17 protein-coding genes are annotated in these 24,600 nt (G+C 31.1%); 13 read left to right on the top strand and 4 right to left on the bottom strand.

What is annotated here, in order from left to right:
- Positions 1-4: 4 nt before the first annotated feature.
- Positions 5-2,026 (bottom strand): chloride channel protein, encoded by a 2,022-nt coding sequence (locus VJY32_RS06210; protein ID WP_353677033.1) that lies wholly within the window; start codon positions 2,024-2,026, stop codon positions 5-7.
- A gap of 12 nt (positions 2,027-2,038) precedes the next feature.
- Positions 2,039-3,226, bottom strand: coding sequence for a PP2C family protein-serine/threonine phosphatase (locus VJY32_RS06205; protein ID WP_353677032.1), 1,188 nt, complete (start codon positions 3,224-3,226; stop codon positions 2,039-2,041).
- A 186-nt stretch (positions 3,227-3,412) separates the two neighbouring features.
- Between VJY32_RS06205 and VJY32_RS06200 the strand changes: the two genes are divergently transcribed.
- Complete coding sequence (locus VJY32_RS06200) at positions 3,413-4,717, top strand: sodium:proton antiporter (RefSeq protein WP_353677031.1); 1,305 nt, start codon at positions 3,413-3,415, stop codon at positions 4,715-4,717.
- Between the two features lie 15 nt (positions 4,718-4,732).
- Here VJY32_RS06200 and VJY32_RS06195 read toward each other — a convergent pair whose 3' ends face one another.
- Both VJY32_RS06195 and VJY32_RS06190 read right to left on the bottom strand, forming a co-directional pair.
- Positions 4,733-5,245: a hypothetical protein gene (locus tag VJY32_RS06195; RefSeq protein ID WP_353677030.1), complete on the bottom strand. Its 513-nt coding sequence runs from the start codon at positions 5,243-5,245 to the stop codon at positions 4,733-4,735.
- A 1-nt stretch (position 5,246) separates the two neighbouring features.
- On the bottom strand, positions 5,247-6,221 hold the full coding sequence (locus tag VJY32_RS06190; protein WP_353677029.1) for an asparaginase: 975 nt from the start codon (positions 6,219-6,221) through the stop codon (positions 5,247-5,249).
- 392 nt (positions 6,222-6,613) lie between these two features.
- Here VJY32_RS06190 and dnaA point away from each other — a divergent pair, with 392 nt between their 5' ends.
- From dnaA to VJY32_RS06130, 12 genes are all read left to right on the top strand, one after another.
- Complete coding sequence (dnaA, locus tag VJY32_RS06185) at positions 6,614-8,005, top strand: chromosomal replication initiator protein DnaA (RefSeq protein WP_353677028.1); 1,392 nt, start codon at positions 6,614-6,616, stop codon at positions 8,003-8,005.
- Positions 8,006-8,323: 318 nt separating this feature from the next.
- The gene (gene dnaN / locus VJY32_RS06180; protein WP_353677027.1) at positions 8,324-9,454 is read left to right on the top strand and encodes a DNA polymerase III subunit beta; all 1,131 of its coding nucleotides are present in this window, start codon (positions 8,324-8,326) and stop codon (positions 9,452-9,454) included.
- A 1-nt stretch (position 9,455) separates the two neighbouring features.
- Complete coding sequence (gene recF / locus VJY32_RS06175) at positions 9,456-10,568, top strand: DNA replication/repair protein RecF (protein WP_353677026.1); 1,113 nt, start codon at positions 9,456-9,458, stop codon at positions 10,566-10,568.
- Complete coding sequence (locus VJY32_RS06170; protein WP_353677025.1) at positions 10,543-10,842, top strand: DciA family protein; 300 nt, start codon at positions 10,543-10,545, stop codon at positions 10,840-10,842. The genes recF and VJY32_RS06170 overlap by 26 nt, the downstream gene beginning before the upstream one ends.
- 12 nt (positions 10,843-10,854) lie before the next feature.
- Positions 10,855-12,846 (top strand): DNA topoisomerase (ATP-hydrolyzing) subunit B, encoded by a 1,992-nt coding sequence (gene gyrB / locus VJY32_RS06165; protein ID WP_353677024.1) that lies wholly within the window; start codon positions 10,855-10,857, stop codon positions 12,844-12,846.
- Between the two features lie 6 nt (positions 12,847-12,852).
- The gene (locus VJY32_RS06160) at positions 12,853-13,845 is read left to right on the top strand and encodes a magnesium transporter (RefSeq protein ID WP_353677023.1); all 993 of its coding nucleotides are present in this window, start codon (positions 12,853-12,855) and stop codon (positions 13,843-13,845) included.
- 40 nt (positions 13,846-13,885) lie between these two features.
- A complete protein-coding gene (gyrA, locus tag VJY32_RS06155; protein ID WP_353677022.1) occupies positions 13,886-16,327 on the top strand; it encodes a DNA gyrase subunit A in 2,442 nt (813 codons plus the stop codon).
- Positions 16,328-16,547: 220 nt separating this feature from the next.
- On the top strand, positions 16,548-18,437 hold the full coding sequence (locus VJY32_RS06150; RefSeq protein ID WP_353677021.1) for a M1 family metallopeptidase: 1,890 nt from the start codon (positions 16,548-16,550) through the stop codon (positions 18,435-18,437).
- A gap of 37 nt (positions 18,438-18,474) precedes the next feature.
- Positions 18,475-21,288: a S8/S53 family peptidase gene (locus tag VJY32_RS06145; protein ID WP_353677020.1), complete on the top strand. Its 2,814-nt coding sequence runs from the start codon at positions 18,475-18,477 to the stop codon at positions 21,286-21,288.
- A gap of 127 nt (positions 21,289-21,415) precedes the next feature.
- The gene (leuS, locus tag VJY32_RS06140; protein WP_353677019.1) at positions 21,416-23,881 is read left to right on the top strand and encodes a leucine--tRNA ligase; all 2,466 of its coding nucleotides are present in this window, start codon (positions 21,416-21,418) and stop codon (positions 23,879-23,881) included.
- A gap of 3 nt (positions 23,882-23,884) precedes the next feature.
- Positions 23,885-24,220, top strand: coding sequence for a nucleotidyltransferase domain-containing protein (locus tag VJY32_RS06135; protein WP_353677018.1), 336 nt, complete (start codon positions 23,885-23,887; stop codon positions 24,218-24,220).
- A complete protein-coding gene (locus VJY32_RS06130) occupies positions 24,210-24,542 on the top strand; it encodes a HEPN domain-containing protein (RefSeq protein ID WP_353677017.1) in 333 nt (110 codons plus the stop codon). Before VJY32_RS06135 ends, VJY32_RS06130 begins: the two co-directional genes overlap by 11 nt.
- Positions 24,543-24,600: the final 58 nt, after the last annotated feature.

The raw sequence follows: 24,600 nt of genomic DNA, 5'->3' as shown, positions 1-24,600 counted from the left end.
ATTTCTACAAATTTTCAAAATTATCTACATCTTCATCTTTGCCAAACAAAATTAGTTTATCATCTTTTTCAATAACATAATTTGAATGCGGGAAAACAATATTTTCGTTCTTTGAAAAATCTTTTTTTATCATTAAGATTTCTAAGCCAAAATTCTTTCTAAAATCAAGTTGCGAAAGTGTTTTTCCAATTAGTTCTTGTGGCGGAATTTTTTCTATTATGGAATACCCTTCAAAAACTTTTATCCTTTTAACTTTTTCCAGTTTTAATAAATTGAATGATAATTGTTCAATAATTTCTGCCCTGAGATTTTCTTTGTTATAAACAGCAATAATATCATTTCTGCTTATTGTTCCGAGTACTTTCTTTTTGTCAGCAGATATTACTGGAATTTCATTAATATCATAAATCTCAAATAGTTTTAAAACCTCATCCAAAGTATCGTCTTCCAATACAGTTACAATTTTATTTTTTGATATGTCTCTTGCAACAAGTATATCTCTTATACTTTCATATTCTGTAATTAATTCCTTTAATTCAGATTCAGAAATATACCCATTCAAATTTCCTTCTTTATCAACAACATAAAAAACGCTTTGTTTACTTTCTATTAAATCTTTTATTAAATGCGGTAATAGTGTATCTTCTGAAATTAGAACTATGTCCTTTCTCATTACAGATTTTACAGGAATTAATCTAAACTTAATATCTCTTGTTGTTGAAATACGATAACCTTGCTGTTCAAGATATCTCTCATGAATAGATTTTTTTAAGGTCAGCTGTACAAACATTGTGCTTGTTACAACTGCTAGCATCAAAGGAAGTATAAATGAATAATCCTTTGTCATTTCAAAAATTATAAGAATAGCAGAAATTGGTATGAAATTTATCCCACCTAGGACTGCCCCCATTCCAACGAGAACAAATGCTGTAACATCAAATTGATTCCCCAAAAGATAATTTAATCCAGAACCATATAAATAACCAGAACATGCACCTATAAACAATGATGGTGCAAAAATACCTCCAAAACCACCTGAATTTAGAATAAGCGGCACAAGAATAAATTTCAAAACAAGCAAAATTAAAACCACCTGAAAAGTTAAAGAACCAGATAAAATTTGATTAATCCCATTATAACCTATGCCAAAAATATATTTATAAAAATATCCTGTTATGCCAACCAGCAAACCAATAGAAGTCATAACAATCCACTGAGGAATTTTTTTTAGTATTCTACTAAAAATTTTTTCTGTTTTATTTGAATAACTTACAAATGCAAAAGAAATTATACCTGCCAGCACTCCCAGTAATGCATAATGATATAAATAAAGATAACTTCCTGGATTTGGGCTGTGAAAAACAAAAATTGATTCGTTTCCTAAAAAAGTTCTTGAGATAGCACTTGCAGAAATAGAAGAAAGAATTAAAATAGGAACGCTTGTAGTTGAAAATTCATTTAATAAAATTATTTCGAGGGCAAAGAAAATTCCTCCGATTGGGGTATTAAAAATTGCTGATATAGCGGCTCCTGCGCCTGCAGCAGTAAGAATACTTTTTTTATTATCAGGTAACTTAAAAACAAAAGCAAATTTATTTGCTATTCCGCCTCCAAGACGAGCAGCCGGACCTTCTGGACCAACAGTATTACCGGAACCAATACTTATAACTGAGGCAAGAAAATTAAATATTGTTGAGCGAAAAGGAATTCTATTTCCATTTAATGCTACTGCTTTAATAACTTCTGTAACTCCCTTTTTGCTTGCATATTCTGGCGAAAGAAAAATCATTACACTCTGTATTAACATTCCAATTGCAGGAATAATAATAACCGCTGCGGCTCCAAGGAAAAATAAACCACTTGCTGTTTGATGAAAAAATAGTTCGTTAAAAAATTCTATTGAATTGTGAAAAAGAACTGCAGAAAGTCCTACAATTATTCCTGTTGCTACAGCATAAATTATATTTAATGTAAAATCATTTCTAATTGTTTGAGAAAAGAACTTTTTTATTATTTCTTTATTCAATTATATATCCTCTTATTTATCTCTTCTTACAATAACAACCGTTGCATCATCATCCCATTTTTTTCCTCCTCCATATACGTAAAGTGTATCAAAGATTATATCGAGAAGTTGTTCTGGTGTTTTATCAAAATGTTCTTTAATTATTTTTTTTAATCCTGTAATATCAAAATCATTTTCATTGCTGTTTTTTCTCTCAATAATTCCATCACTGTAAAGAATTAGCAAACTATTTGGTTTCATAAATGCATGGCCGCGATGAATGTTTATTTCGGGGAGTGCACCAAAAATTAATCCTGTAGAATCTAGTTCTATAAATTCATTGCCATCGTATAGTAAAGGCGCTGGATGACCCGCATTTACATAGATTATATTACCATTCTTCTCAATTTCTGCATAAAACAACGAAACAAAACTTGTGGAATAAACACTTCTATAAATAACATTATTAAGTTTCTTAAATGTATAAACCATTTTAAGATGTTTTTCAAGACCCATCCTCAATCCTGTTACAACATCTCTTACAAGCAAAGCTGCAGGCAATCCATGTCCGCTCGCATCGCCGATACAAACACCAAAAACTTCGTTATCGAAATTAAAGTAATCATAAAGGTCGCCACCGACCATTTCTGCTGGAATAGATCTACCTGCAATTGTCAGCCCTTCAAATTCAGGAGCAGTAAGAGGCAATAAACTTTGCTGAATTTGAACTGCCTGTTCCATTTCACTTTTTACTGCTTCTGATGTTAATCTATAATTTAAAACTGTTCGCACTGCATTTAAGCATAATTCAATTTCTTCTCTTATCCAGCCACTCATCAAATCAAAAATAAATATCCATCTTTGTTCTTTTCCTCTTACTGTAATAGCTGCAGGTATTCTATACTCACCATTTCTGCCAACAGTATTATCAATAGACACTTCAGGATTATCGAATATATATGTTTTTGATTTCAGTAATAACTGTACTGCCTTTGAATCTGCTGGTATTTTTTCCATTGGATGATTTTCTTTCGAGAAGATTAATACATATTCATTATCTCTTTCTTCATAAATTCTTCCATTACCAATATGTAAATCGTAACCAAAAGTTTTTTCGAGCTCGGTTACTATTGTAGATAGAAAATCCTTTCCAGATTTTTCCTGTCCTATTTTTGAAAGAAGAGAGTCAAGCTTTCTGTGAAATGTTTTTGGGTCAAGCATTTCTTTATCTTTTTTATTTCGTAAAACAAATTTACAAAAGATAATAATCTTATTTTAATCATAACTATTTAAAAAGTAATATTAAATCAGCTGGTTATTTTTCTGTTAAATTTCTTGCTTTAATTGATTCATTATCATATAAATTTTAGTTTTGCAGGAATTTTTAACTAATTTATGTGAGAAAAAATGGAAACACACAGTATCTCTATTCCTTTGCTTAGTTTACTTCCTTTCGTATTGATGCTATTATCTATTGCAATTTTTCCACTGGTATGGAATCATTTTTGGGAAAAAAATTCAAACAAACTCATTATTGCAATTATCTTGAGTATCCCTGCCACAATTTTCCTTCTGTCCTCTAATTTAGGTGAACATCTTTATGAAACCCTGGTGTTTGATTACATCCCTTTTATTATTCTGCTTGGTTCTCTTTTTACTATAACCGGTGGAATTTATCTATCAGGAGACATTGAGGCAAAACCTTCTATTAACACTTTATTTTTAGGGATTGGAGCTGTTCTAGCTTCATTTATGGGAACTACTGGTGCTGCTATGCTCCTAATTCGTCCGGTTATTCAAACAAATAAAGAAAGACAATTTAAGGTTCATACAATTCTATTCTTTATAGGAATTGTAGCTAATTGCGGTGGCTTATTAACCCCTCTTGGCGATCCGCCATTATTTATGATGTATCTGCGTGGTGCTCACTTTACATGGTTCCTAAAGCTGTTTCCGGAATGGTTCTTCACTAACGCAGTATTATTAATAATTTATTTCCTGGTTGACAATTATTACTACAAAAAGGAACCAAAAGCTTCAATTCAAAAAGATAAAACTAACATTCGTCCGATAAAGTTAGAAGGAAAAATAAATTTCCTCTGGCTTGCTGGGGTTGTTTTATCTGTAGCATTTTTAAATGAACAATATCTGCACTTTATTGAAGAGAATGAATACTACAAGTTTATTAGAGAAGGTGCAATACTTTCTATGGCTATTCTTTCTCTCTTATTTACTCCTAAACTCACAAGAGAATCTAACAATTTTACTTGGGAGCCAATTAAAGAAGTTGCTTACCTGTTCTTAGGAATTTTTATAACTATGGTTCCTTGTTTGTTATATCTTGAAGTAAATGCTCACACGCTTGGTGTTACATTACCACATCAATTTTACTATTACACTGGGTTACTAAGTAGTTTTCTTGACAATACTCCAACCGCTGTAACATTTCATTCATTAGCTTTAGGACTGGGAATAAATACGGGGACTCTTGTAGCAGGAATTCCAGAGGAATTGTTAAAAGCAATTTCTGTAGCTGCTGTATTGTTTGGAAGTATGACTTACATTGGAAACGGACCAAATTTTATGGTTAAAGCTGTTGCAGAAGAAAACAATATTAAAATGCCCAGTTTCTTTGCTTACATGTATAAATTTTCATTAATCGTGTTACTTCCTATTTTTATATTAATTCAATTGATTTTTATTGGCTGGTAAGAAAATATTTTGGGGCTACAACTTTAAATCAATATCTTCTTTTTTGTAGCCCCTTCTATTTAAAGGTAGCAATAGAGCAATAATAAAAATTATTATGCCAATAAAGTAAAAAATTTCTCCAACTATAAAATCATAATTCAAAATTCCGAGTTCATTCAAAATATAGTTCCAGTCGTGATATACTTTTTTACCCCCTAATAATGGCAGCTTTTGTGTTCTCGCATCTGCTGCATAAACACTAATATTCAAAAAGTTTTCTCCAAGCCAAACCAAAAGTATCTGTGAAATAAAAATTTTTTCATTTTTCAAATAATAAATAACAAACATAACAGGAATTAAAATTTGTGTAAGTGTCCCTCCTATTGCGTGTAAAAATTTTCCAAAGATTTTGAATATACCATGCCCTCCTTCATGAATTAGTAAATTGATATAATCAATAAAAATAAATTTCCCCTTGTTGATAATTAAAAAAATAATAATTGGAATTAGCAACACTGTGCAAATCCATTTTTCAAGCTCTTTCTTCAATTCAGCCTTCAAACATTTTTCTTAGATGATTTACATCTTTTGTAATACCAAGACAAACAATTAATTTGATTCTTGCTTTCTGTCCATTTAAATATTCTGCAAAAATTACTCCTATTTGTTTTAACCATTTGCCCGCACCTGGATATCCATAGATATCAAGTGTTTCTCCTGCTGGACATCTTGATACAAGAACTACAGGTATATTTTTTTCAATTGCATATTTTATTCCATCAAATGCTTTTGGAGGAACATTTCCTACTCCCATTGCTTCTACTACTATTCCATCAACTCCACTGTCTGCTGAGAAACGGAAAAATTTTTCATCCATTCCTGCATATACTTTAATTAAATCAACATTAGAATTAATTTTTTCTGTTTCGAATTTCTCAAGTTTTCTCGGCAACCGATTAAATATTACTTTTCCCCTTTCAACAAAACCAAGCGCGCCAAAATCGAGACTTCTAAATGTTTCAATATCTTCTGTATGTGTTTTTGTAACTTCACTTGCTGCATTAATTTCACCATTCAAACAAACAAGAACTCCAAGACCTCTACTATTAGAATTATTAATAATGTGTATTGCATCAATCATATTTCGTGGTCCATCCCAGTCTGGTTCGGAACTTGTTTTCATTGCTCCTATTACTACTATCGGTTTATCTGTTTTAATTACCAAATCCAGAAAATATGCTGTCTCTTCTAATGTGTCTGTTCCATGTGTGATAATAATTCCATCAATGTTTTCATCACTAATAAATTTTTTTATTTCTTTTGATAATTCTAACATTAATTGTGGTGTCATATGCGGTCCAGGATAATTCCCGAACTCATATATAGAAATATTTGCTAATTCTTTTGCTTCTGGAATTAATTTAATTAATTCTTCTCCATGAAAATGGGGAATTGCCGCTTTTGTTTCCTCGTCTATTCTCATTGAAAAGGTTCCGCCTGTAAAAACAATCAAAATATTTTTCATTGTTCTTCCTTTTATTTAACTCAAAACTAATCAAATTTATTTTCTTTCTTTATTAGAAAAATTTTTAAATTATTCTTAAAAATTAATTTGCTCTTATGATTTCCAACCCATATTTTCACGTGGGTTTAAACCCTTCCAAAACTTGTTGATAATTTGTTGATAATTTTATTTTGTGAAACGTTTCACAAAAAATAATTTTGGTTTTTTCTTTTTTTATATACAGGTGTTAATGTTTATTTTTTTGCTCATTTGCTTGTATCTTGTTTTATTATAATAAGTTATGGTTATTTTTTAATGTTAATAATTTGTTGATACTTTAAGTAGTTATGCTTTTTTTTATATAAAAAAATTTGATTTTTAGTTCATTTTCAAAACAAAAATTGTGGATAACTATGGAGTTAATTCAAAAATCCGAGATAACAAAAGATGCAAAAGATATTTGGAAAGAATGCTTAAATATAATTAGAAATAACGTTTCTTATATGACTTATCACACTTGGTTTTTACCAATTAAACCTTTTGAATTCAACAATAATACACTAAAAATTTTTGTGCCTAATCACTTTTTTATAGAATGGATAGAAGAGCATTACAATACTTTAATTAATAATGTAATTAATCAAGTTTTAGGTAGTGATGGAAAATTAGTTTACATAGTATTAGAAGAAAAAGAAGAACCGACAGAAAATGAACTTATAATTACAAAAAAAGAAGAACCGTCTTTATCCAATGTTCCACAACAAAAACAATATGAAACATTTTTAAATCCAAGATATACTTTTGAAAATTTTATTAAAGGGGAAGGAAATCAACTTGCAAGGGCTGCTGCCTATGCAATAGCAGAAAATCCTGGTCAAACTTCTTTTAATCCCCTTTTTATTTACGGAGGCGTTGGTCTTGGTAAAACTCATCTGATGCATGCTATAGGAAATAAAATCCTTGAGAGAACTCCCGAAAAAAGAGTAATCTACATTTCTTCAGATGCTTTTACTGTTGAATTTGTAGAATCCATTCAAAGTGATAAAGTTAATGAGTTTTCAAGTTTTTACAAAAGCATGGATGTATTAATTATTGACGACATACAATTTCTCGTTGGCAAGGAAAAGACTCTCGATTTATTTTTCCAGATTTTTAATACTTTACATCATAACGGAAAACAAATAGTTCTATCAAGCGACAAGCCGCCAAAAGAATTAAAGGGATTAAACGAAAGATTAATTTCTCGTTTTTCCTGGGGTTTAACCGCTGACATTCAACCACCTGATTTTGAAACTCGTGTTGCTATCTTAAAAAATAAAAGTGAAAATTATGGAATTAATCTTCCAAATGAATTTCTTGAATATATTGCTTATAACATCACCTCAAATATTCGTGAATTAGAAGGTTGTTTAATTAAATTACTTGCTACTTCTTCTCTTAATTCTAAAGAAATAGATTTTGAATTAGTTAAAAAAACTGTAAAAGAAGTTTCTACTAATAAGCAGGTTAACATTTCTATTGACATTATAACAAAAGTTGTTTGTGATTTTTATAATGTTGATGAAAACAAAGTAAGAGAAAAGAATAGAAGAAAAGAAGTAGTACTCGCAAGACAAATTGCTATGTATCTTTCCAAAACTTTAACTAAATCTTCTCTAAAAACTATTGGCTTGCATTTTGGAGGAAGAGACCACTCCACTGTTATTCATGCCTGCTCTTCTATTGAAGAATTAATAAAGACAGATATGAAATTAAAAGAAACTATTGATTTCCTAAAAAACAAAATCGAAATGTCTTCTTCTTAATTGTTTATATCTTGTGATTACTTTGTTAAAATATTGTTGAATAATTATCAATTTATTTTCTGCATTTTTTTAACATTAACTTTTAACAAAAAAGTAACAACAATTAATTTTATTTTTTCTTTCTTTTAATCTAAAAACTAATAAATGAGTAATTATCAACTTATCAACATTCTTATTATTTACCCTATAGAATTAATTAATTAGCAAGTATTTATAATAACTGTGTGGATATTAATAATTTATATAGTCAATACAAAAATTTATAAATTGAAAGTATAGGCATTTTTTGATATTTTGCACTGTCAATTGGAGATAAAAATGGAATTTAAAGTCAACAGTAAAGAACTAGAAAAACTACTTAGCAAAATCATCCCTGCTGTTCCAACAAGAACTCCAATGAAGATTTTAGAGAATTTTCTTTTTGATATCAAAGATGGTTTGCTAACAGTTTATGCAACAGATCTTGAAATATCTTTAAAGTCATTTTTAAGTGTTATTTCTGATGATAATGTAAAATTTGTAATACAAGCACATCATCTTTATAATTTAGTAAAATCATTGAAAGACACAACAATAAATTTTCTTCTTCAAGAAAGTAATAAGAAAATAATTCTGACTACAGATACAGGTAAGTACTCTCTAAGTTATCTGGAAGCAGAAGATTTTCCAGAAATTCCTTCATTAAACGATAGCAAAGAACAGGATATAAATGAGATTTCCATTAATGGCGAAGAATTAAGAAGTGCAATAGAAAGAACTGCATTCGCAATGAGTAAGGAGGAAATTAGACCAGCATTATTAGGAACACTTTTTGAATTTTCTGATGATGGGTTAAGATTCGTAACAACAGATGGACATAGGCTCGTTAACCTTTTGAGAAAAAACATTGAAGCACCAGTTAAAAAACAGTATGTAGTTCCAGAAAGAGCAGTAAATGTGTTAACAAAGATTTTAGATGAAAAAGAAGTAAAAGTCTATTTCACAAATACCTATGTATCTTTTAGGCTCAGTGATATAGAATTAATTTCCAGACTAATTTCACATAAGTATCCAGAATATCAAAGCGTAATACCTTTAGAAAATGAATATTTACTAAAGATTAATACAAAAGAATTAAATGAATCAATAAAAAGAATGATGTTATTTTCTACATCTAACACAAGAAGAGTAAAGTTTAGTTTAAACAAAGAATATATAACTATTTCAGCAGAAGATGTAGATACAGGATCTGCAGGAGAAGAAAAAGTATCTTGTGAATATTCTGGCGAACCGATGGATATTGGTTTTAATTCTCAATATATGAATGATATTTTAAGCCATCTTTCAGATTATGAAGAAGTTTTATTTAAATTACATTCTCCAACAAAAGCAGTTATAATCGAGCCGGCAGAAAAAAAAGAAAATATTGAACTTATGATGTTGCTTATGCCGGTAAGAATAAACACATAAAATGGTTCTTAAACAAATTGAGCTGCAGAATTTTAGACTTCACAAAAATACATCCATTGAGTTCTCTGATAAATTAAATCTTATTATTGGAGGAAATGGGCAAGGAAAAACAACTATCTTAGAAGCAATATATTACTTGTGTACGACTAAAAATTTACATTTATCTGCTGAAAGTGAAGTAGTTACTTATGATGCGCCATATTTTGAAATAACAGGGAAGTTTATTGATTTGACGGAAGAAAAAGCACGACTGACTTACGATATTCAAAAAAATAAAAAAATATATTATCTCAACGAAAAACAAATTAATTCAGCTGCAGAAATCATCGGGAAATTTCCTGTAGTATCTTTAACACAGTCAGACCATTCAATTACACAAGGTGCACCAGCAGATAGAAGAAAATTTGTTGATTCTATTATTTCACAAATCAGTCAGGTATATTTAAAAATACTTCTCGAGTATTCAAAAATTCTTAAACAACGATCATTAATCTTAAACCAGATTAGAGAAAACAAGAATGTTAATCTTTATAGTCAACTTGATGTATGGACAGAAGCCTTAATTAAAAGGGGTATAGAAATTATTAAACAAAGGAAAAAATTTATATTCGATTTTGATAATTACCTAAAAGAAGCATATAAGCAAATAATGTCAGATGAAGAAATTCCAGCAATTATTTATTCTACACAAATTAATAGTGAAGAAATCAAGGAAGAAGAATTTAGAGAAATACTAGAAAATCAAAAAGAAGAAGAAATAAAAAAAAGTATGAATTTGATTGGACCGCACAGAGACGACTATATTTTTTATCTGAATGGAAAAGAATTAAAAAGGTATGGTTCACAAGGACAGCATAAAACATTTCAAATTGCACTAAGGTTTGCACAATTCTTTTATATACATGAAAAGATTTCAAAGTCGCCTATTTTTTTAATGGATGATATATTTGGCGAACTTGATAAATATAGAGCAGAAAAAATCAGCAGGTATCTTCCAAAAGTTGGACAGGCATTTATAACTATGACGGACTTAACCAAAAAAGAAGAACTTGGTGATTTATTAGATACACTTTTAATAAAAGTGGAAAATGGGAAAACGACAATCATTAATTAGTTTTAAAAGTATAAACGATATCTTGCAGACGGAAAAGGAATTTGAGAAAATTAGGGAGATAGCAGAAAATTATAATATTGCAGAAGAGTTTGTTAATATTTTTCCTGAGTTAAAAGAAATAGCAAAAGCAAAAAAAGTGGATAAGCAAACTTTATACTTGAAAGTAGAAAACTCAGTCTGGAAAAGTGAATTGAATTTTCAAAAAAATTTATTAATAAAAAAAATCAATAAATATTTTGGCAGAGAAGTAATAAAAGCAATAAAATTTTTATGAGGACAAGAAATTATGACTAAAGAAAAAACAACACCAACAGCAGAATATACTGCTAAAAGTATTAATGTTCTAAAAGGACTTGAAGCAGTTAGAAAAAGACCGGCAATGTATATAGGCGATGTTGGTTCAAGAGGTCTTCATCATTTAATAAATGAAGTTGTGGATAATAGTATAGATGAGGCACTTGCAGGATTTAATGATAGAGTAATTGTAATAATACACAAAGACCAAAGTGTAACAGTAGAAGACAAAGGAAGAGGTATTCCAGTTGATATTCATCCAGAAGAAAAAAAATCTGCACTTGAAGTTGTAATGACAGTACTTCATGCAGGAGGAAAATTTGATAAAAGTTCATATAAAGTATCGGGTGGATTACATGGCGTAGGTGTGTCTGTTGTTAATGCTTTATCAGAATGGCTAAAAGTTGAGGTTAGAAGAGATGGGAAAATTTATTTTCAAGAATATCGTCGTGGAATTCCAAAAGCCCCTGTAAAAGAGATAGGCACTTGTAAGGCAGACCAAACAGGAACAAAAATTACATTCAAACCCGATAAAGAAATTTTCAAAACAGTTAAATTCAATTTTGATACTGTAGCCGAAAGAATGCGTGAACTTGCTTACTTGAATAAAGATGTTACCATGATTTTAAAAGACGAAGCAGAAGGATTAGAAGAAACTTACAGATTTAAAGGTGGACTGATTGATTTTGTTAAATATCTTGATGAACAGAGAGAGCCAATTCATAAGCCAATTTATATCGAAGGTGAAAAAGATGGAACTCCAGTAGAAGTGGCTTTTGAATATAATAATTCTTATTCAGAAAATGTTCACTCGTATGTCAATAATATAAATACAATTGAAGGAGGAACACACTTAATTGGCTTTAGAACAGCTCTTACAAGAACTTTCAATAATTACGCTTATAAAAATGGATTAATAAAGGAAAACAGTAAAATAACTTTAACAGGAGATGATTTTAAGGAAGGACTTACAGCCGTAATTTCTGTTAAAGTAATGGAACCGCAATTTGAAGGACAAACAAAAACGAAACTTGGCAATAGTGAAGTTAAATCAATTGTAGAATCAATCGTAGGTGAAAAACTTTCTGAATATCTTGAAGAAAATCCATCTGTAGCAAGAAAAATTATTGAAAAATGTTTGCGTGCAGCCGAAGCAAGAGAGGCAGCAAGAAAAGCACGTGAACTTGTAAGAAGAAAAAATGCTCTTGACTCTTTACACTTGCCCGGCAAATTAGCAGATTGTTCAATTACAGACCCAGAACATTGTGAAATTTATATTGTTGAGGGAGACTCTGCTGGTGGTTCTGCAAAACAAGGAAGGGATAGAAGATTTCAGGCAATTCTTCCAATAAAAGGAAAAATTATAAATGTAGAAAAAGCTAAGATTAATAAGATTCTGGAAAATCCAGAAATTCAGGCTATAGTTTCTGCAATTGGCGCAGGAATAGGAGAAGATTTTGACCCATCAAAAGCACGATATGGAAAAATAATTCTAATGACAGATGCAGATGTAGACGGAAGCCATATTAGAACATTACTTCTTACTTTCTTTTACAGACACATGAAAGAGCTGATTACCGAAGGAAGAGTTTATATCGCTCAGCCGCCGCTTTATAAAATTAAAAAAGGAAAAGATGAATATTATGCTTATGACGATGAAGAAAGAGATAAAATCTTAAAACGACTTAAAGCAGATGGAAAAGTGAAAAAAGAAAATGCGGAAGTTGTAGAAGCAGAAGAAGGAACAGAAGAAACAACCACATCAAAACATATTGTTATATCCCGTTATAAAGGTCTTGGTGAAATGAACCCGGAACAGCTCTGGCAAACAACAATGAATCCGGAAACAAGAACCATTCTTCAGGTTAATCTGGAAAGCGCAGCAGCAGCAGATAAAATTTTTGAAACCTTAATGGGAGACGAGGTTGAACCAAGAAGACAATTTATAGAAAAACATGCAAAGTATGCTAACCTTGATATTTGATAAAGTATGAATGTAAAGCCAACATACGATAAACCAATTATTGAATTTGCCCGTAAAGATTTTACAGTGTTAAATAAAAATTTATCGGTGGAAGAAGCACTTCAAAAAATAAGAAACGAAGGAGTTGGAGAAAGAATAGTTTATTTCTATGCCATTGATGATGAAGATAAATTAGTTGGAGTTTTACCAACAAGGAGATTATTAACTGCACAACCGGATACAAAATTAGAACAAATTATGGTTCAAAGAGTTGCTGCACTTCCATCGACTGCTACAGTTTATGATGCCTGTGAATTTTTTGTAACTTATAAATTTCTTGCATTTCCGATAGTTGATGAACAAAGAAAATTAGTAGGAATTATTGATATTAATATTTTCACAGAAGAGTTTTTGAGCAGCGAACCAGATATTGAAGAACGCCGGAGAATTAATGATATCTTTGAAACAATTGGTGTTAATATTAATGAGATTAAAAATGCTTCACCTATTAAAGCTTGGAGAATTAGATTTCCTTGGTTGCTTGCCACGGTAACAAGTGGTACTATTTGTGCTTTTTTAGCTGGAATGTTTGAAACAACTATAGAAGAAAGTTTAATTATTGCTTTTTTTCTTACATTGATTCTAGGACTTGCAGAAAGCACAAGCATTCAATCTATGACGCTTACAGTACAGGCTCTTCATTCAGTAAAGCCAACGATTAAATGGTATTTTAGAATTTTGTGGAAGGAATTAAGAACGGCATTTTTACTTGCACTTACCTGCGGAACAATAGTTTCTTTAATTATAATTCTATGGAAACAGGATTTGCTTGCTGCAGTAGTAATTGGTCTAAGTATTTTGGTAATTCAAATAATTGCTGCTTTCTGGGGAATTACAATTCCATCATTTCTTCATAAAAAAAGTCTGGACCCAAAAATTTCTGCAGGACCAATTACACTTGCAATAACGGATATTTTTACGATTACTTTTTATCTTGGAATAGCAACCATACTGATGTAAAAAAGTTTTAGAAATAAATTAAGGAAATAAAAGAAACCATATGACAACAATATTTGAAAAGATTATTCCAGTCTCTCTCGAAGAAGAAATGAAATCTTCTTACATCGATTATGCAATGAGTGTAATTGTAGCCAGAGCATTGCCGGATGTAAGAGATGGATTAAAACCCGTTCATCGAAGAGTGCTTTTTGGAATGCACGAATTAGGATTAGCATATAATAAGCCATATAAAAAATCTGCACGTATTGTGGGTGAAGTCCTTGGTAAATATCACCCTCATGGTGATAGTGCAGTTTATGATACAATGGTTAGAATGGTTCAGGATTTTTCATTACGTTATCCTTTAGTTGATGGACAGGGAAATTTTGGTTCAATCGATGGTGATAGTCCAGCAGCAATGCGTTATACAGAGGCAAGACTTGCTAAAATTGCCGATGAAATGCTTCGTGATTTAGATAAAAACACTGTAGACTTCGTTCCAAATTTTGATGATACTCTTCAAGAACCATCGGTTCTTCCCTCTTATCTTCCTAATTTGCTTGTCAATGGTTCAAGTGGAATTGCGGTCGGAATGGCAACAAACATTCCTCCACATAATTTGAATGAAGTCGTTGATGGGCTTGTTGCACTTATTGATAATCCAAAAATGAAGCCTGAAGATTTGATGAAATACATTAAAGCTCCAGATTTTCCTACAGGAGGGATTATATATGGTTATGAAGGAGTTCGAGAAGCGTATCTGACAGGAAGAGGAAGAATTATTCTACGAGCCAAAGCAAATATTGAAACACTTAAGAACGACAGAGAAAATATTGTTATAACAGAAATCCCTTATCAGGTAAATAAAGCGGCACTAATTGAAAAAATTGCAGAACTGGTACGAGAGCAGAAAATTGATGGAATTGCAAATATTCGTGATGAATCTGATAGAGATGGGCTGCGAATTGTAATTGAAATGAAGCGTGATGGACAGCCAGCAGTAACATTAAATCAACTTTTCAAGCATACTCAGATGCAGGTTACTTTCGGTGTTATAATGCTTGCTCTTGTTAATGGAGTGCCGAAAGTATTAACACTTCAACAAATGATGCAGCATTTCCTTGACCATCGAATGAATGTTCTTATTAGAAGAACAAAGTTCGACCTCGATGCTGCAGAAAGACGCGCACATATTCTGGAAGGTTATATAATAGCACTTGATAATATTGATGCAGTAATTGAAACAATAAAAAAATCCAGAGATGTAGAAACTGCTAAACATAACTTGATGCGTAAATTTAAACTCTCTGAAATTCAGGCCAAGGCAATTCTTGATATGAGATTGCAAAGACTGACTGGTTTGGAGAGAAAGAAAATCGAAGATGAATACAAAGAAACAATTAAATTGATTGAAAAATTGAAAGGCATACTCGAAAGTGAAAAGAAAAGAAAACAAATTATAAAAGAAGAACTTCTTGAATTAAAAGAAAAATATGGCGACGAAAGAAGAACCGAAATTATTTATGACTTCAAAGAATTTTCACTCGAAGACATTATAGCCGAAGAAGATGTTGTTGTAACAATTTCACATCAAGGATTTATTAAAAGATTTCCTGTAAGCGGATACAGACGACAAGCAAGAGGAGGTAAAGGCATAACAGGTGCAGGAACTAAAGATGAAGATTTCATTGAACATATGTTCGTAGCTTCAACCCATCATTATATTATGTTCTTTACAGACAAAGGAAAATGCTATTGGTTAAAAGTTCATGAGGTTCCCGAAGGCGGAAGAGCTGCTAAAGGAAGGTCAATTCTAAATTTAATTGAAAAAGAGAAAGACGAAAAAATTACAGCATTTGTAACAGTTAAAGAATTTTCTGATGACAAATATGTTGTAATGGTTACTGAAAAAGGAACGATCAAAAAAACAGTTCTCTCTGCTTACTCAAATATTCGAAGAGGTGGAATTAATGCAATAAATCTTGTCCCCGGAGATAGATTAATTGAAGCTAAACTTAGCGATGGAAATAATGACATTATCATTGGAACAAGGAATGGTATGGCGATTAGATTTAATGAGAAAGATGTAAGAGATATGGGAAGAACTGCAACTGGTGTTCGTGGAATTAAATTAGGCAAGAACGATGCTGTAATAGGAATGATTGTGGTTAGAAATGCATCAACATTGCTTGTTGTTACTGAAAAAGGATTTGGCAAACGTTCTGAAATAGAAGAATACAGACTAACAAAACGCGGCGGCAAGGGTGTTATTACAGTAAAGACATCAGAGAAAAATGGTAAATTGATTGCAATGAAAGAAGTAAATGATGGAGATGAACTTGTAATCATAACAACAAAAGGAATGGTAATTCGTCAAGCAGTGAGCGATATTAGAATTATGGGAAGAAATACTCAAGGTGTAAGATTAATTAAATTAAATGAAGATGATGAAATAGCAGATATTGCAAGAGTTATCCCAGAAAGTAATGGAGATGAAGAATAATATTAAAAGAGGTTATCTCAAAAGTTGAAGATATAGAGATGTAATTACGCGAAAAACAGAACTCATGAGGTAGCCTCTTATCTTTTTAATAAGTGAAAAAATTTTTGAAACGAAATCAACACCAGCAAAACAAATCAAAAGCACAGTAAATAAATCTTCATTTGTAATAAGACATCTTTTCATTTATTTTTACTTTGTTTTATAACAAAAGAGAATTAAAATGAAAACATATCTTTTAAAGCTCATTCTAATTTTTTTATTACCAGCAGTAGCATTAGCACAAAAAACCTCTCTTTTTATTCCTGTTAATTTTCAAAAAGCGTATGAAAAAGAAACTCGTTCTTATGATGGAACTCCAGGAAAAAATTATTGGCAGAACAGAGCTGACTATAAAATTAAAGCAGAAGTCTTTCCATATGAAAGAAAAATTATTGGAGAAGAGAAAATTGTTTATTATAACAATAGTCCCGATACACTAAAAAGAATAGTAGTAAAACTTTTGATGGATATTTATCGAAAAGGCAATATGCGTGATTTTCAAATTTCTCCTGATGCTGTAAATGAAGGAGTTGAATTACATAAAATAGTCTATAACAACAATGAAATAAAATTTGATAATAAGAAGGATTCACCTTATCGAGATGGAACAAATCTTTTTATCCCACTATCCAAGCCAATACTGCCAAAAGAAAAATCTGAAATTGAATTTTACTGGTCATGTAAAATTCCTGATAAATCTCAAATAAGAATGGGTGCGTATGACAGCACTTCTATGTTTGTTGCTTATTGGTTTCCGCAAATTGCAGTATATGATGACATTGATGGTTGGGATGTTATAAGTTACACAGGCAATACAGAAACATATAATGATTTTGGAAATTATGAAGTTGAAATTACAGTTCCTAAAAATTTTGTCATCTGGGCAACAGGAGTATTACAAAATCCAGAAGAAGTTTTTTCAGAAAAAATTTTAGAGAAATATAAGAAAGCATTATCTTCAGACGAAATTGTAAGAATAATTGAAGAAAGTGATTACTCAGGTTTAATAACATTGAACAAAGAAAAGTTAACTTACAAATTCAAAGCGGAATATGTACCCGATTTTGCATTTGCTCTAAGTAATCATTATTTGTGGGACGCATCAAGTCTGGTAGTAGATAAACAAACAGGAAGAAGAGCTTTTATTTCAGCCGCATATAATCCTAATTCAAAAGATTTTTATCAGGTAGCAGAAATTGCAAGAAAATCAATTGAAAGTTTTTCCACTCATCTACCAGGGTATCCATATCCTTATCCAGTAATGACTGTCTTCAATGGTCAGGGTGGTATGGAATTTCCAATGATGTGTAATAATTCATCTGTTCCGGAAATTCAAGGTACTATTCACTTGACTTCTCATGAAATCGCACATACATATTTCCCATTTTTTATGGGTATTAACGAGAAAAAATATGCATGGATGGATGAAGGCTGGGCAACTATGCTGCCTTTTGATTTTCAAACAGAACAAGCAGAAGGATATGACCCGCGAACACGCAATGCACAGGGTTATTCCGAGGTTGGCGGAACAGATAAAGATTTGCCTCCAATGATTACTTCGTATCAAATGAGAGGACCTTCTTACAGAAATGCTTCATACAGAAGACCAGCAGCAGCTTATGAGTTTTTAAGGAATTTACTTGGTGATGATTTGTTCAAAAAATCTTTGCATGAGTATATTAAAAGATGGAATGGTAAACATCCTGTTCCTTATGACTTCTTTTTTACTTTTAATGAAGTTTCTAAACAAAATTTAGATTGGTTCTGGAAAGCGTGGTTCTTTGATACAAAGTATCCAGATTTATCCATAAAATTAGCACATCAAAAAGATAATAAAGTAGAAATTGTAATTTTTAATAAAGGTGGTTTGCCGCTTCCGGTAAAAATAAATGCTGTTTATGATGATAATACAGAACAAATAATTTATGAATCAAAAGCAGATATATGGAAAGATGGTAATTACGAAAAGAAAATTAATTTTAACTCAAAAAAGAAAATTAAGAAAATTCAGCTTGGCAACAATCAAATTCCAGATGTCAACATAAAAGACAATACAATAGAGATGAAGTAATCATAAAAAGTTTATTACATAAGAGTATGAGAGTTTTATGAAGATAAAAATCATATTTACTTTGATATTATTTCACACAATGCTGATTTTTTCTCAAGAATCTGTAATTGAAAAAGGTAATCTGATATATCTTTCAAATACTGTAATAATAAAAGTAAAAGATAATTATGCTAATCCTATAGAGATTAAAAAAAGAATAAATTCTGTATTAAAGGGTGAAACTGTTCAAGAAATAAAACCGGTTTTTTCTGAGTTTCAGAATGCATTAAAGAAAGGTGAAGATAAATTAGATAGGATTTATAACGTAAAACTTAAATCAGGAAACGACCCGTTGATTGTATCGAAAAAAATTTCAAGCATGAAGGAAATTGAATGGGCTGAACCCAAATTTGTAAGACAGATAACTTATATGCCGAACGACTCAATTTATCTTAGTGGAACACAAATTAATCTTTCACAAATTTCTGCTACTAAAGCGTGGGACATTACAAAAGGTGATTCAACAATTATTATTGCAATTGTTGATATAGGAGTTGACTGGAGACATTCAGATATAAGTGGAAATGTTTATCGAGATAGTAATGGGAATATACTTGGATATGATTTTGGAGGATTGAATGGAACGCCTGACAACGACCCATCCGAAGACCAAGCACCATTTGGATTTGGAGTTGGTTATCATGGCACACATGTAGCAGGAATTGCAGCAGCAGTTACAAATAATAAAATTGGAATTGCTTCTATTGGGTATAATTGCTCAATAATGCCAGTGAAAGCATCAAGAGGGGATAAAAGAAATAATAATAATATCCCATATATTTATTATGGTTTTGAAGGAATAAAATATGCAGCTGATAATGGAGCTAAAGTGATTAATTGCAGCTGGGGTGGTTATGGATATTCAAGATATGAACAGGAAATAATTGATTATGCGATTTCAAAAGGCGCACTTATAGTAGCTTCTGCAGGCAATGAAAACAAAAAAGAGCCATTTTATCCAGCAAGTTATAATGGCGTTCTTTCGGTCGGCTGGCTTGATTCAGATGGAATTCATAGAGCTTACTACAACAAAACATCTGGAAGTAATTATGGTAATTATATTGATGTTTTTGCACCCGGCACTTCAATTATATCAACCTGGCCTACAATATCAGGACAAATGTATAAACAAATTAGTGGTTCATCTATGTCTGCACCCCATGTTGCAGGTTTAGCTGCATTAGTGTTTTCTCGATATCCAGATTATACCCCGCTTCAAGCAGCAGAAAAAATTAGAATGACCTGTGATGATATTTATGCAGCAAATGATGACTCTTTAAAATATCTTTTGGGTCGCGGTAGAATTAATGCTTTTAAAGCTGTTAAAGATACAAATTTAATTTCCGTACGGGCAGTAGATATTAAATATCTCGATAAGGGAAATGAAAATGGTTTGCTCGAAAAAGGTGAACAAGTTTTTATTAATATTACATTCCAGAACTTCCTTGATTTAGCTTCTAATGTCAATGTAGATTTAATCTGTGATGACCCATCAATTCAATTAATTAATTCCAGATTTTCAATTAATCAATTAAATACTCTTGAGACTGTCACTACCGATGCATTCTCGTTCATAGTTCTGGACAATGTCCCATATAATCACACCGTTAATTTTATGCTGAAATTTTCAGGGAATAATTATTCAGACTTTCAATGGTTCTCTGCAAGAATTAATCCAACTTATGATAGTCATACGGCAAATAAAATTTCAATGACGATTACAAGCAAAGGAACTCTTGGATTTAATGATTATCCAGATAATCAGGAAGGAATTGGATTTAAATATAGAGAAGAAAATCTGATGTTCGAAGGAGCTTTTATGTATGGCACATCTGAAACAACAGTAATGGATGCTGCAAGAGAAACCTTTGTTCAAAGAAATGATTTTAGAATTATTGAACAATTTAAAATTGTTAAAACTAATGGTGATGAAATTGGAACAGCTGTATTTGATGATTATAATTTTGGTCAAGGAAGATTGGGAATAGAAACACAGCTTAAATCATATTCATTCAATCAACAGCCGTATGATAATTTTATAATTTTAGTGATGAATTTGAAAAATACAACAACGCAGGAAATTAATGGATTGTATGCAGGCTTTTTCTTTGATTGGGATATTCCGCCAGACGATGCAACAAAAGATTCTGTTGTGTATGATTATATTGAAAATTTTGGTTATGCTTATTGTGTTGATAAAAATTTAAGCAGCAATTATGCTGCAGCAGCACTAATTTCTTCTGATAAATATGGATTCTATCCAATTTATAATGAAGTTACTTTGTTTGACATAGAATCAGGAGGATTTACTAAGAAAGATAAATGGATTTCGCTTTCAAGTGGAATTGTAAACAAAGGTGCAGGTCCGGCAGATGTTTCGTTTACAATTTCAGGGGGACCATTTAATATTTCGGCAGGTGAAACTTTGCCAGTTGCATTTGTTCTTGCTGCAGGTGAAAATTTGAACGAACTTAGAAATGCTATTCGACTTAGCAGAGAAAAATATATTTCTTTAATTTCAGATGTTTCAAATGAAGAACCTGCTCCAAAAGAGTTTGCATTATATCAAAATTATCCCAATCCATTTAATTCTTTTACAATTATTAATTATCAAATATCAAAATCAAGCAGAGCAATTCTGAAAGTTTATGATGCTTTAGGAAGAGAAATTCAAACATTGGTAGATGAAGTAAAAGAACCAGGAAATTATAAAGTGGAATTTAATGCATCAAAACTTTCAAGCGGTGTATATTTCTATACACTTCAAACTGAAGGTAATTTTTTTGTGAAGAAGATGATATTGATGAAGTAAGATGAATGGGCTGAATTAAAATCAAGATTATAAAATAAGTTATTTCATAATAACCAAGCAGTTTTCTTGATAAACCCTTTCGTTTTTGATAAGTTTCTAATTAATTTCAAACAAATTTGTGTGAGCTATGAAATACCCATTTGAAGAAATCGAATTAAAGTGGCAAAAATTCTGGGAAGAAAAAAAAGTATTTAAAACAGATTTATCAAAAATTGATAAAAAACTTTATGTGCTTGTAATGTTTATTTATCCTTCCGGTGCAAAAATGCATATTGGGCACTGGTATAATTATGGACCTACAGATTCTTTTGCTCGTTATAAAAAATTAAAAGGCTTTAATGTGTTCGAACCAATGGGTTACGATGCATTTGGCTTACCTGCAGAAAATTATGCAATTAAAACAGGAATTCATCCACAAGATAGTACATTGCAAAATATCAGGGATATTAGAAAAATGTTGAATCGAATGGGCGGAATGTATGATTGGGATGCAGAATTAATGACATGTGTTCCTGAATATTATAAATGGAATCAGTGGCTTTTCCTTCAAATGTATAAAAGAGGATTGGCTTATAGAAAAAATGCACCGGTTAATTGGTGTCCTTCCTGTCAAACAGTTTTAGCTCGTGAACAAGTTTTAAATGATGGCGGCTGTGAACGCTGCGGAACAACTGTAATTCAAAAAAATCTTACTCAATGGTTCTTCAAGATTACTCAATATGCTGATGAACTTCTTGATGGATTAAATAAAATAGATTGGCCAGAAAAAACTAAAATAATGCAAATAAACTGGATTGGTAAAAGTTATGGAACTGAAATTGATTTTCAAATTGAAGGACACGATGAGAAAATAAAAGTATTTACAACAAGACCAGATACATTATTTGGTGTAACTTATGTTGTATTAGCTCCTGAACATGATTTAGTTCTGAAAATTACAAAACCAGAGTTTCGTGAAGGAGTCGAAAAATATATTGATTCAATAAAATCTTTAACCGAAGTTGAGAGAACTTCTACAGTAAAAGAAAAGACAGGTGTGCCTACGGGTGCTTATGCAATTAATCCTGTCAATGGTGAACGAGTTCCAATCTGGATTGCTGATTATGTATTGGCAACTTATGGTACAGGCTGTGTTATGGCAGTTCCAGGTCACGATGAAAGAGATTTTGAGTTTGCAAAAAAATTTAATTTGCCAATTAAGAAAGTAATTCTTCAACCCGGAACGAAAGAAGAAGATGAACTTACAGCTGCTTATACAGATGTTGGAATTATGATTAATTCTGGTAAATATAATGGATTGAACTCGGATGTTGGTATTCAAAAAATTTCAGAAGACCTTGAAGCTGCGGGAGTTGGAAAAAGAACAATAAATTATAGATTGAGGGATTGGTTAATTTCCCGTCAACGTTATTGGGGAACTCCAATTCCAATTGTTCATTGTGATAAATGCGGTGAGGTTTCTGTACCAGAAGAGCAATTACCCGTTGTATTACCGTATAAAGTAAATTTTAAACCAGAAGGTGGTTCACCGCTTGCAAGCTGTGAAGAATTTATAAACACAACATGTCCAAAGTGTGGTAAACCTGCTAAACGAGACCCCGATACTATGGATACATTTGTTGATTCATCCTGGTATTATTTACGTTATCTTAATCCAAAATATGAAAATGGAATGTTTGATGTAGATTTGGCAAATAAATGGACTCCTGTTGATGTTTATGTTGGAGGGGCAGAACACGCAACTATGCATCTGCTGTATGCAAGATTCATTCATAAATTTTTACGTGATATTGGACTTGTAAATAGTGATGAACCATTTCTTAAATTAATTCATCAAGGCACAATTACAAATCAAGGTGCTAAGATGTCTAAATCAAAAGGAAATGTTGTTGACCCGAATACATTTATTGAACAATTCGGCTCAGATGTTTTCAGAATGTATTTGATGTTTATGGGACCATACGAATTGGGCGGTGATTGGAGTGATAAAGGAATTATTGGGGTTGATAGATTTGTTCAAAGAGTTTATACACTCTTTAATTCTTATCAAGGAATTGCAAAAGAATTTCCTTCAAAAGATAAATATGAAATTTCGGAATTAAATGAAGCTGAAAAAATTATCTATCGTAAAATAAATCAAACCTTAACTAAGATAGATTCAGAAATTGATAATTTCAGATTTAATACAGCTGTTGCTGCTATGATGGAATTGTTAAATGATTTAAAAAATCTAAATGAATGCAGAAAAGATTTGCAGACTTATGCACTTGAAAGATTTGCATTGATGATTTCTCCGCTTGCACCGCATCTTGGAGAAGAATGCTGGAATATAATAGGGAAAGAAAAATCTATTTTTGAAAATCCGTTCTGGTACGAAGCTGATCCTGCAGCACTGATTAAAGAAAATGTATTAATTGTTGTTCAAATAAATGGTAAAGTGCGGGCAAAAATTGAAATGCCGGCAGATTTGTCCGAATCAGAAGTTAAAGTTAGAGTATATGAAGATGAAAAAGTGAAATCATATGTTAACGGTAAACAGATTGTAAAAGAAATTTATGTGCCTAATAAGATTTATAATATTGTGGTAAAGTAAACTATGATAAATATTGAAGAATTAAAAAAAGAAGTAGAAATAGCAGCTAAAGAAATTTTTGGTGCAAAACTAGAAAAAGTTTTTTTATATGGGTCATATGTTAGGGGTGATTACGATGAAGATTCAGATATAGATTTCGCGGCTATTGTAAATGTACCAACATTTGAGATGAGTTCTTATAACAATTTAATAGGCGATATTGTAAGCGAACTTACTCTTAAGTATGGAATAATTATTACGTTAATTGTTATAAATACTGAATATTTTGTGAAGTATAAAGATATACTTCCATTTTATTCAAATATTTTGAATGAAGGACAAATTATTTATGAATCATAGCTTAAAAGAACTTGCTATATATAGAGTAGAGAAAGCAAAGAATGATTTAGAAGCAGCAGAAAAATTATTAGATGAAAATTTACTCCTTCAATCAATTAATCGTTCTTATTACGCAATGTTTCATGCAATTAGAGCATTGCTAGCTTTTGATAAAGTTGATTCAAAAAAACATTCCGGTATAATTCATTTATTTAATCAAAAATATATTAGCACAGGTAAAATTGATAAAAAGTACTTAAAAATAGTTAGCACCGCATTCAATATAAGAATTCAATCAGATTATGATGATTTTTACATAATCTCATGTGATGACTCAAATTAAAAATGCTAAGGAATTGATAAGTGTAATTGAAAATTATATACAAAAATTAATTGAAAAG

The organism is Rosettibacter primus (assembly GCF_036860675.1).
Lineage (GTDB): Bacteria > Bacteroidota > Ignavibacteria > Ignavibacteriales > Melioribacteraceae > Rosettibacter > Rosettibacter primus.
This window is presented reverse-complemented; position numbering and strand designations above follow the sequence as displayed.

Bases quoted from the DNA above. Each gene is read 5' to 3' on its own strand.
- dnaN (WP_353677027.1), top strand. From the start codon at position 8,324: ATGGAATTTAAAGTCAACAGTAAAGAACTAGAAAAACTACTTAGCAAA.
- VJY32_RS06135 (WP_353677018.1), top strand. From the start codon at position 23,885: ATGATAAATATTGAAGAATTAAAAAAAGAAGTAGAAATAGCAGCTAAA.
- recF (WP_353677026.1), top strand. From the start codon at position 9,456: ATGGTTCTTAAACAAATTGAGCTGCAGAATTTTAGACTTCACAAAAAT.
- VJY32_RS06150 (WP_353677021.1), top strand. From the start codon at position 16,548: ATGAAAACATATCTTTTAAAGCTCATTCTAATTTTTTTATTACCAGCA.
- dnaA (WP_353677028.1), top strand. From the start codon at position 6,614: ATGGAGTTAATTCAAAAATCCGAGATAACAAAAGATGCAAAAGATATT.
- VJY32_RS06160 (WP_353677023.1), top strand. From the start codon at position 12,853: ATGAATGTAAAGCCAACATACGATAAACCAATTATTGAATTTGCCCGT.
- gyrB (WP_353677024.1), top strand. From the start codon at position 10,855: ATGACTAAAGAAAAAACAACACCAACAGCAGAATATACTGCTAAAAGT.
- VJY32_RS06170 (WP_353677025.1), top strand. From the start codon at position 10,543: ATGGGAAAACGACAATCATTAATTAGTTTTAAAAGTATAAACGATATC.
- VJY32_RS06200 (WP_353677031.1), top strand. From the start codon at position 3,413: ATGGAAACACACAGTATCTCTATTCCTTTGCTTAGTTTACTTCCTTTC.
- VJY32_RS06205 (WP_353677032.1), bottom strand. From the start codon at position 3,226: ATGCTTGACCCAAAAACATTTCACAGAAAGCTTGACTCTCTTCTTTCA.
- VJY32_RS06130 (WP_353677017.1), top strand. From the start codon at position 24,210: ATGAATCATAGCTTAAAAGAACTTGCTATATATAGAGTAGAGAAAGCA.
- VJY32_RS06145 (WP_353677020.1), top strand. From the start codon at position 18,475: ATGAAGATAAAAATCATATTTACTTTGATATTATTTCACACAATGCTG.
- leuS (WP_353677019.1), top strand. From the start codon at position 21,416: ATGAAATACCCATTTGAAGAAATCGAATTAAAGTGGCAAAAATTCTGG.
- VJY32_RS06190 (WP_353677029.1), bottom strand. From the start codon at position 6,221: ATGAAAAATATTTTGATTGTTTTTACAGGCGGAACCTTTTCAATGAGA.
- gyrA (WP_353677022.1), top strand. From the start codon at position 13,886: ATGACAACAATATTTGAAAAGATTATTCCAGTCTCTCTCGAAGAAGAA.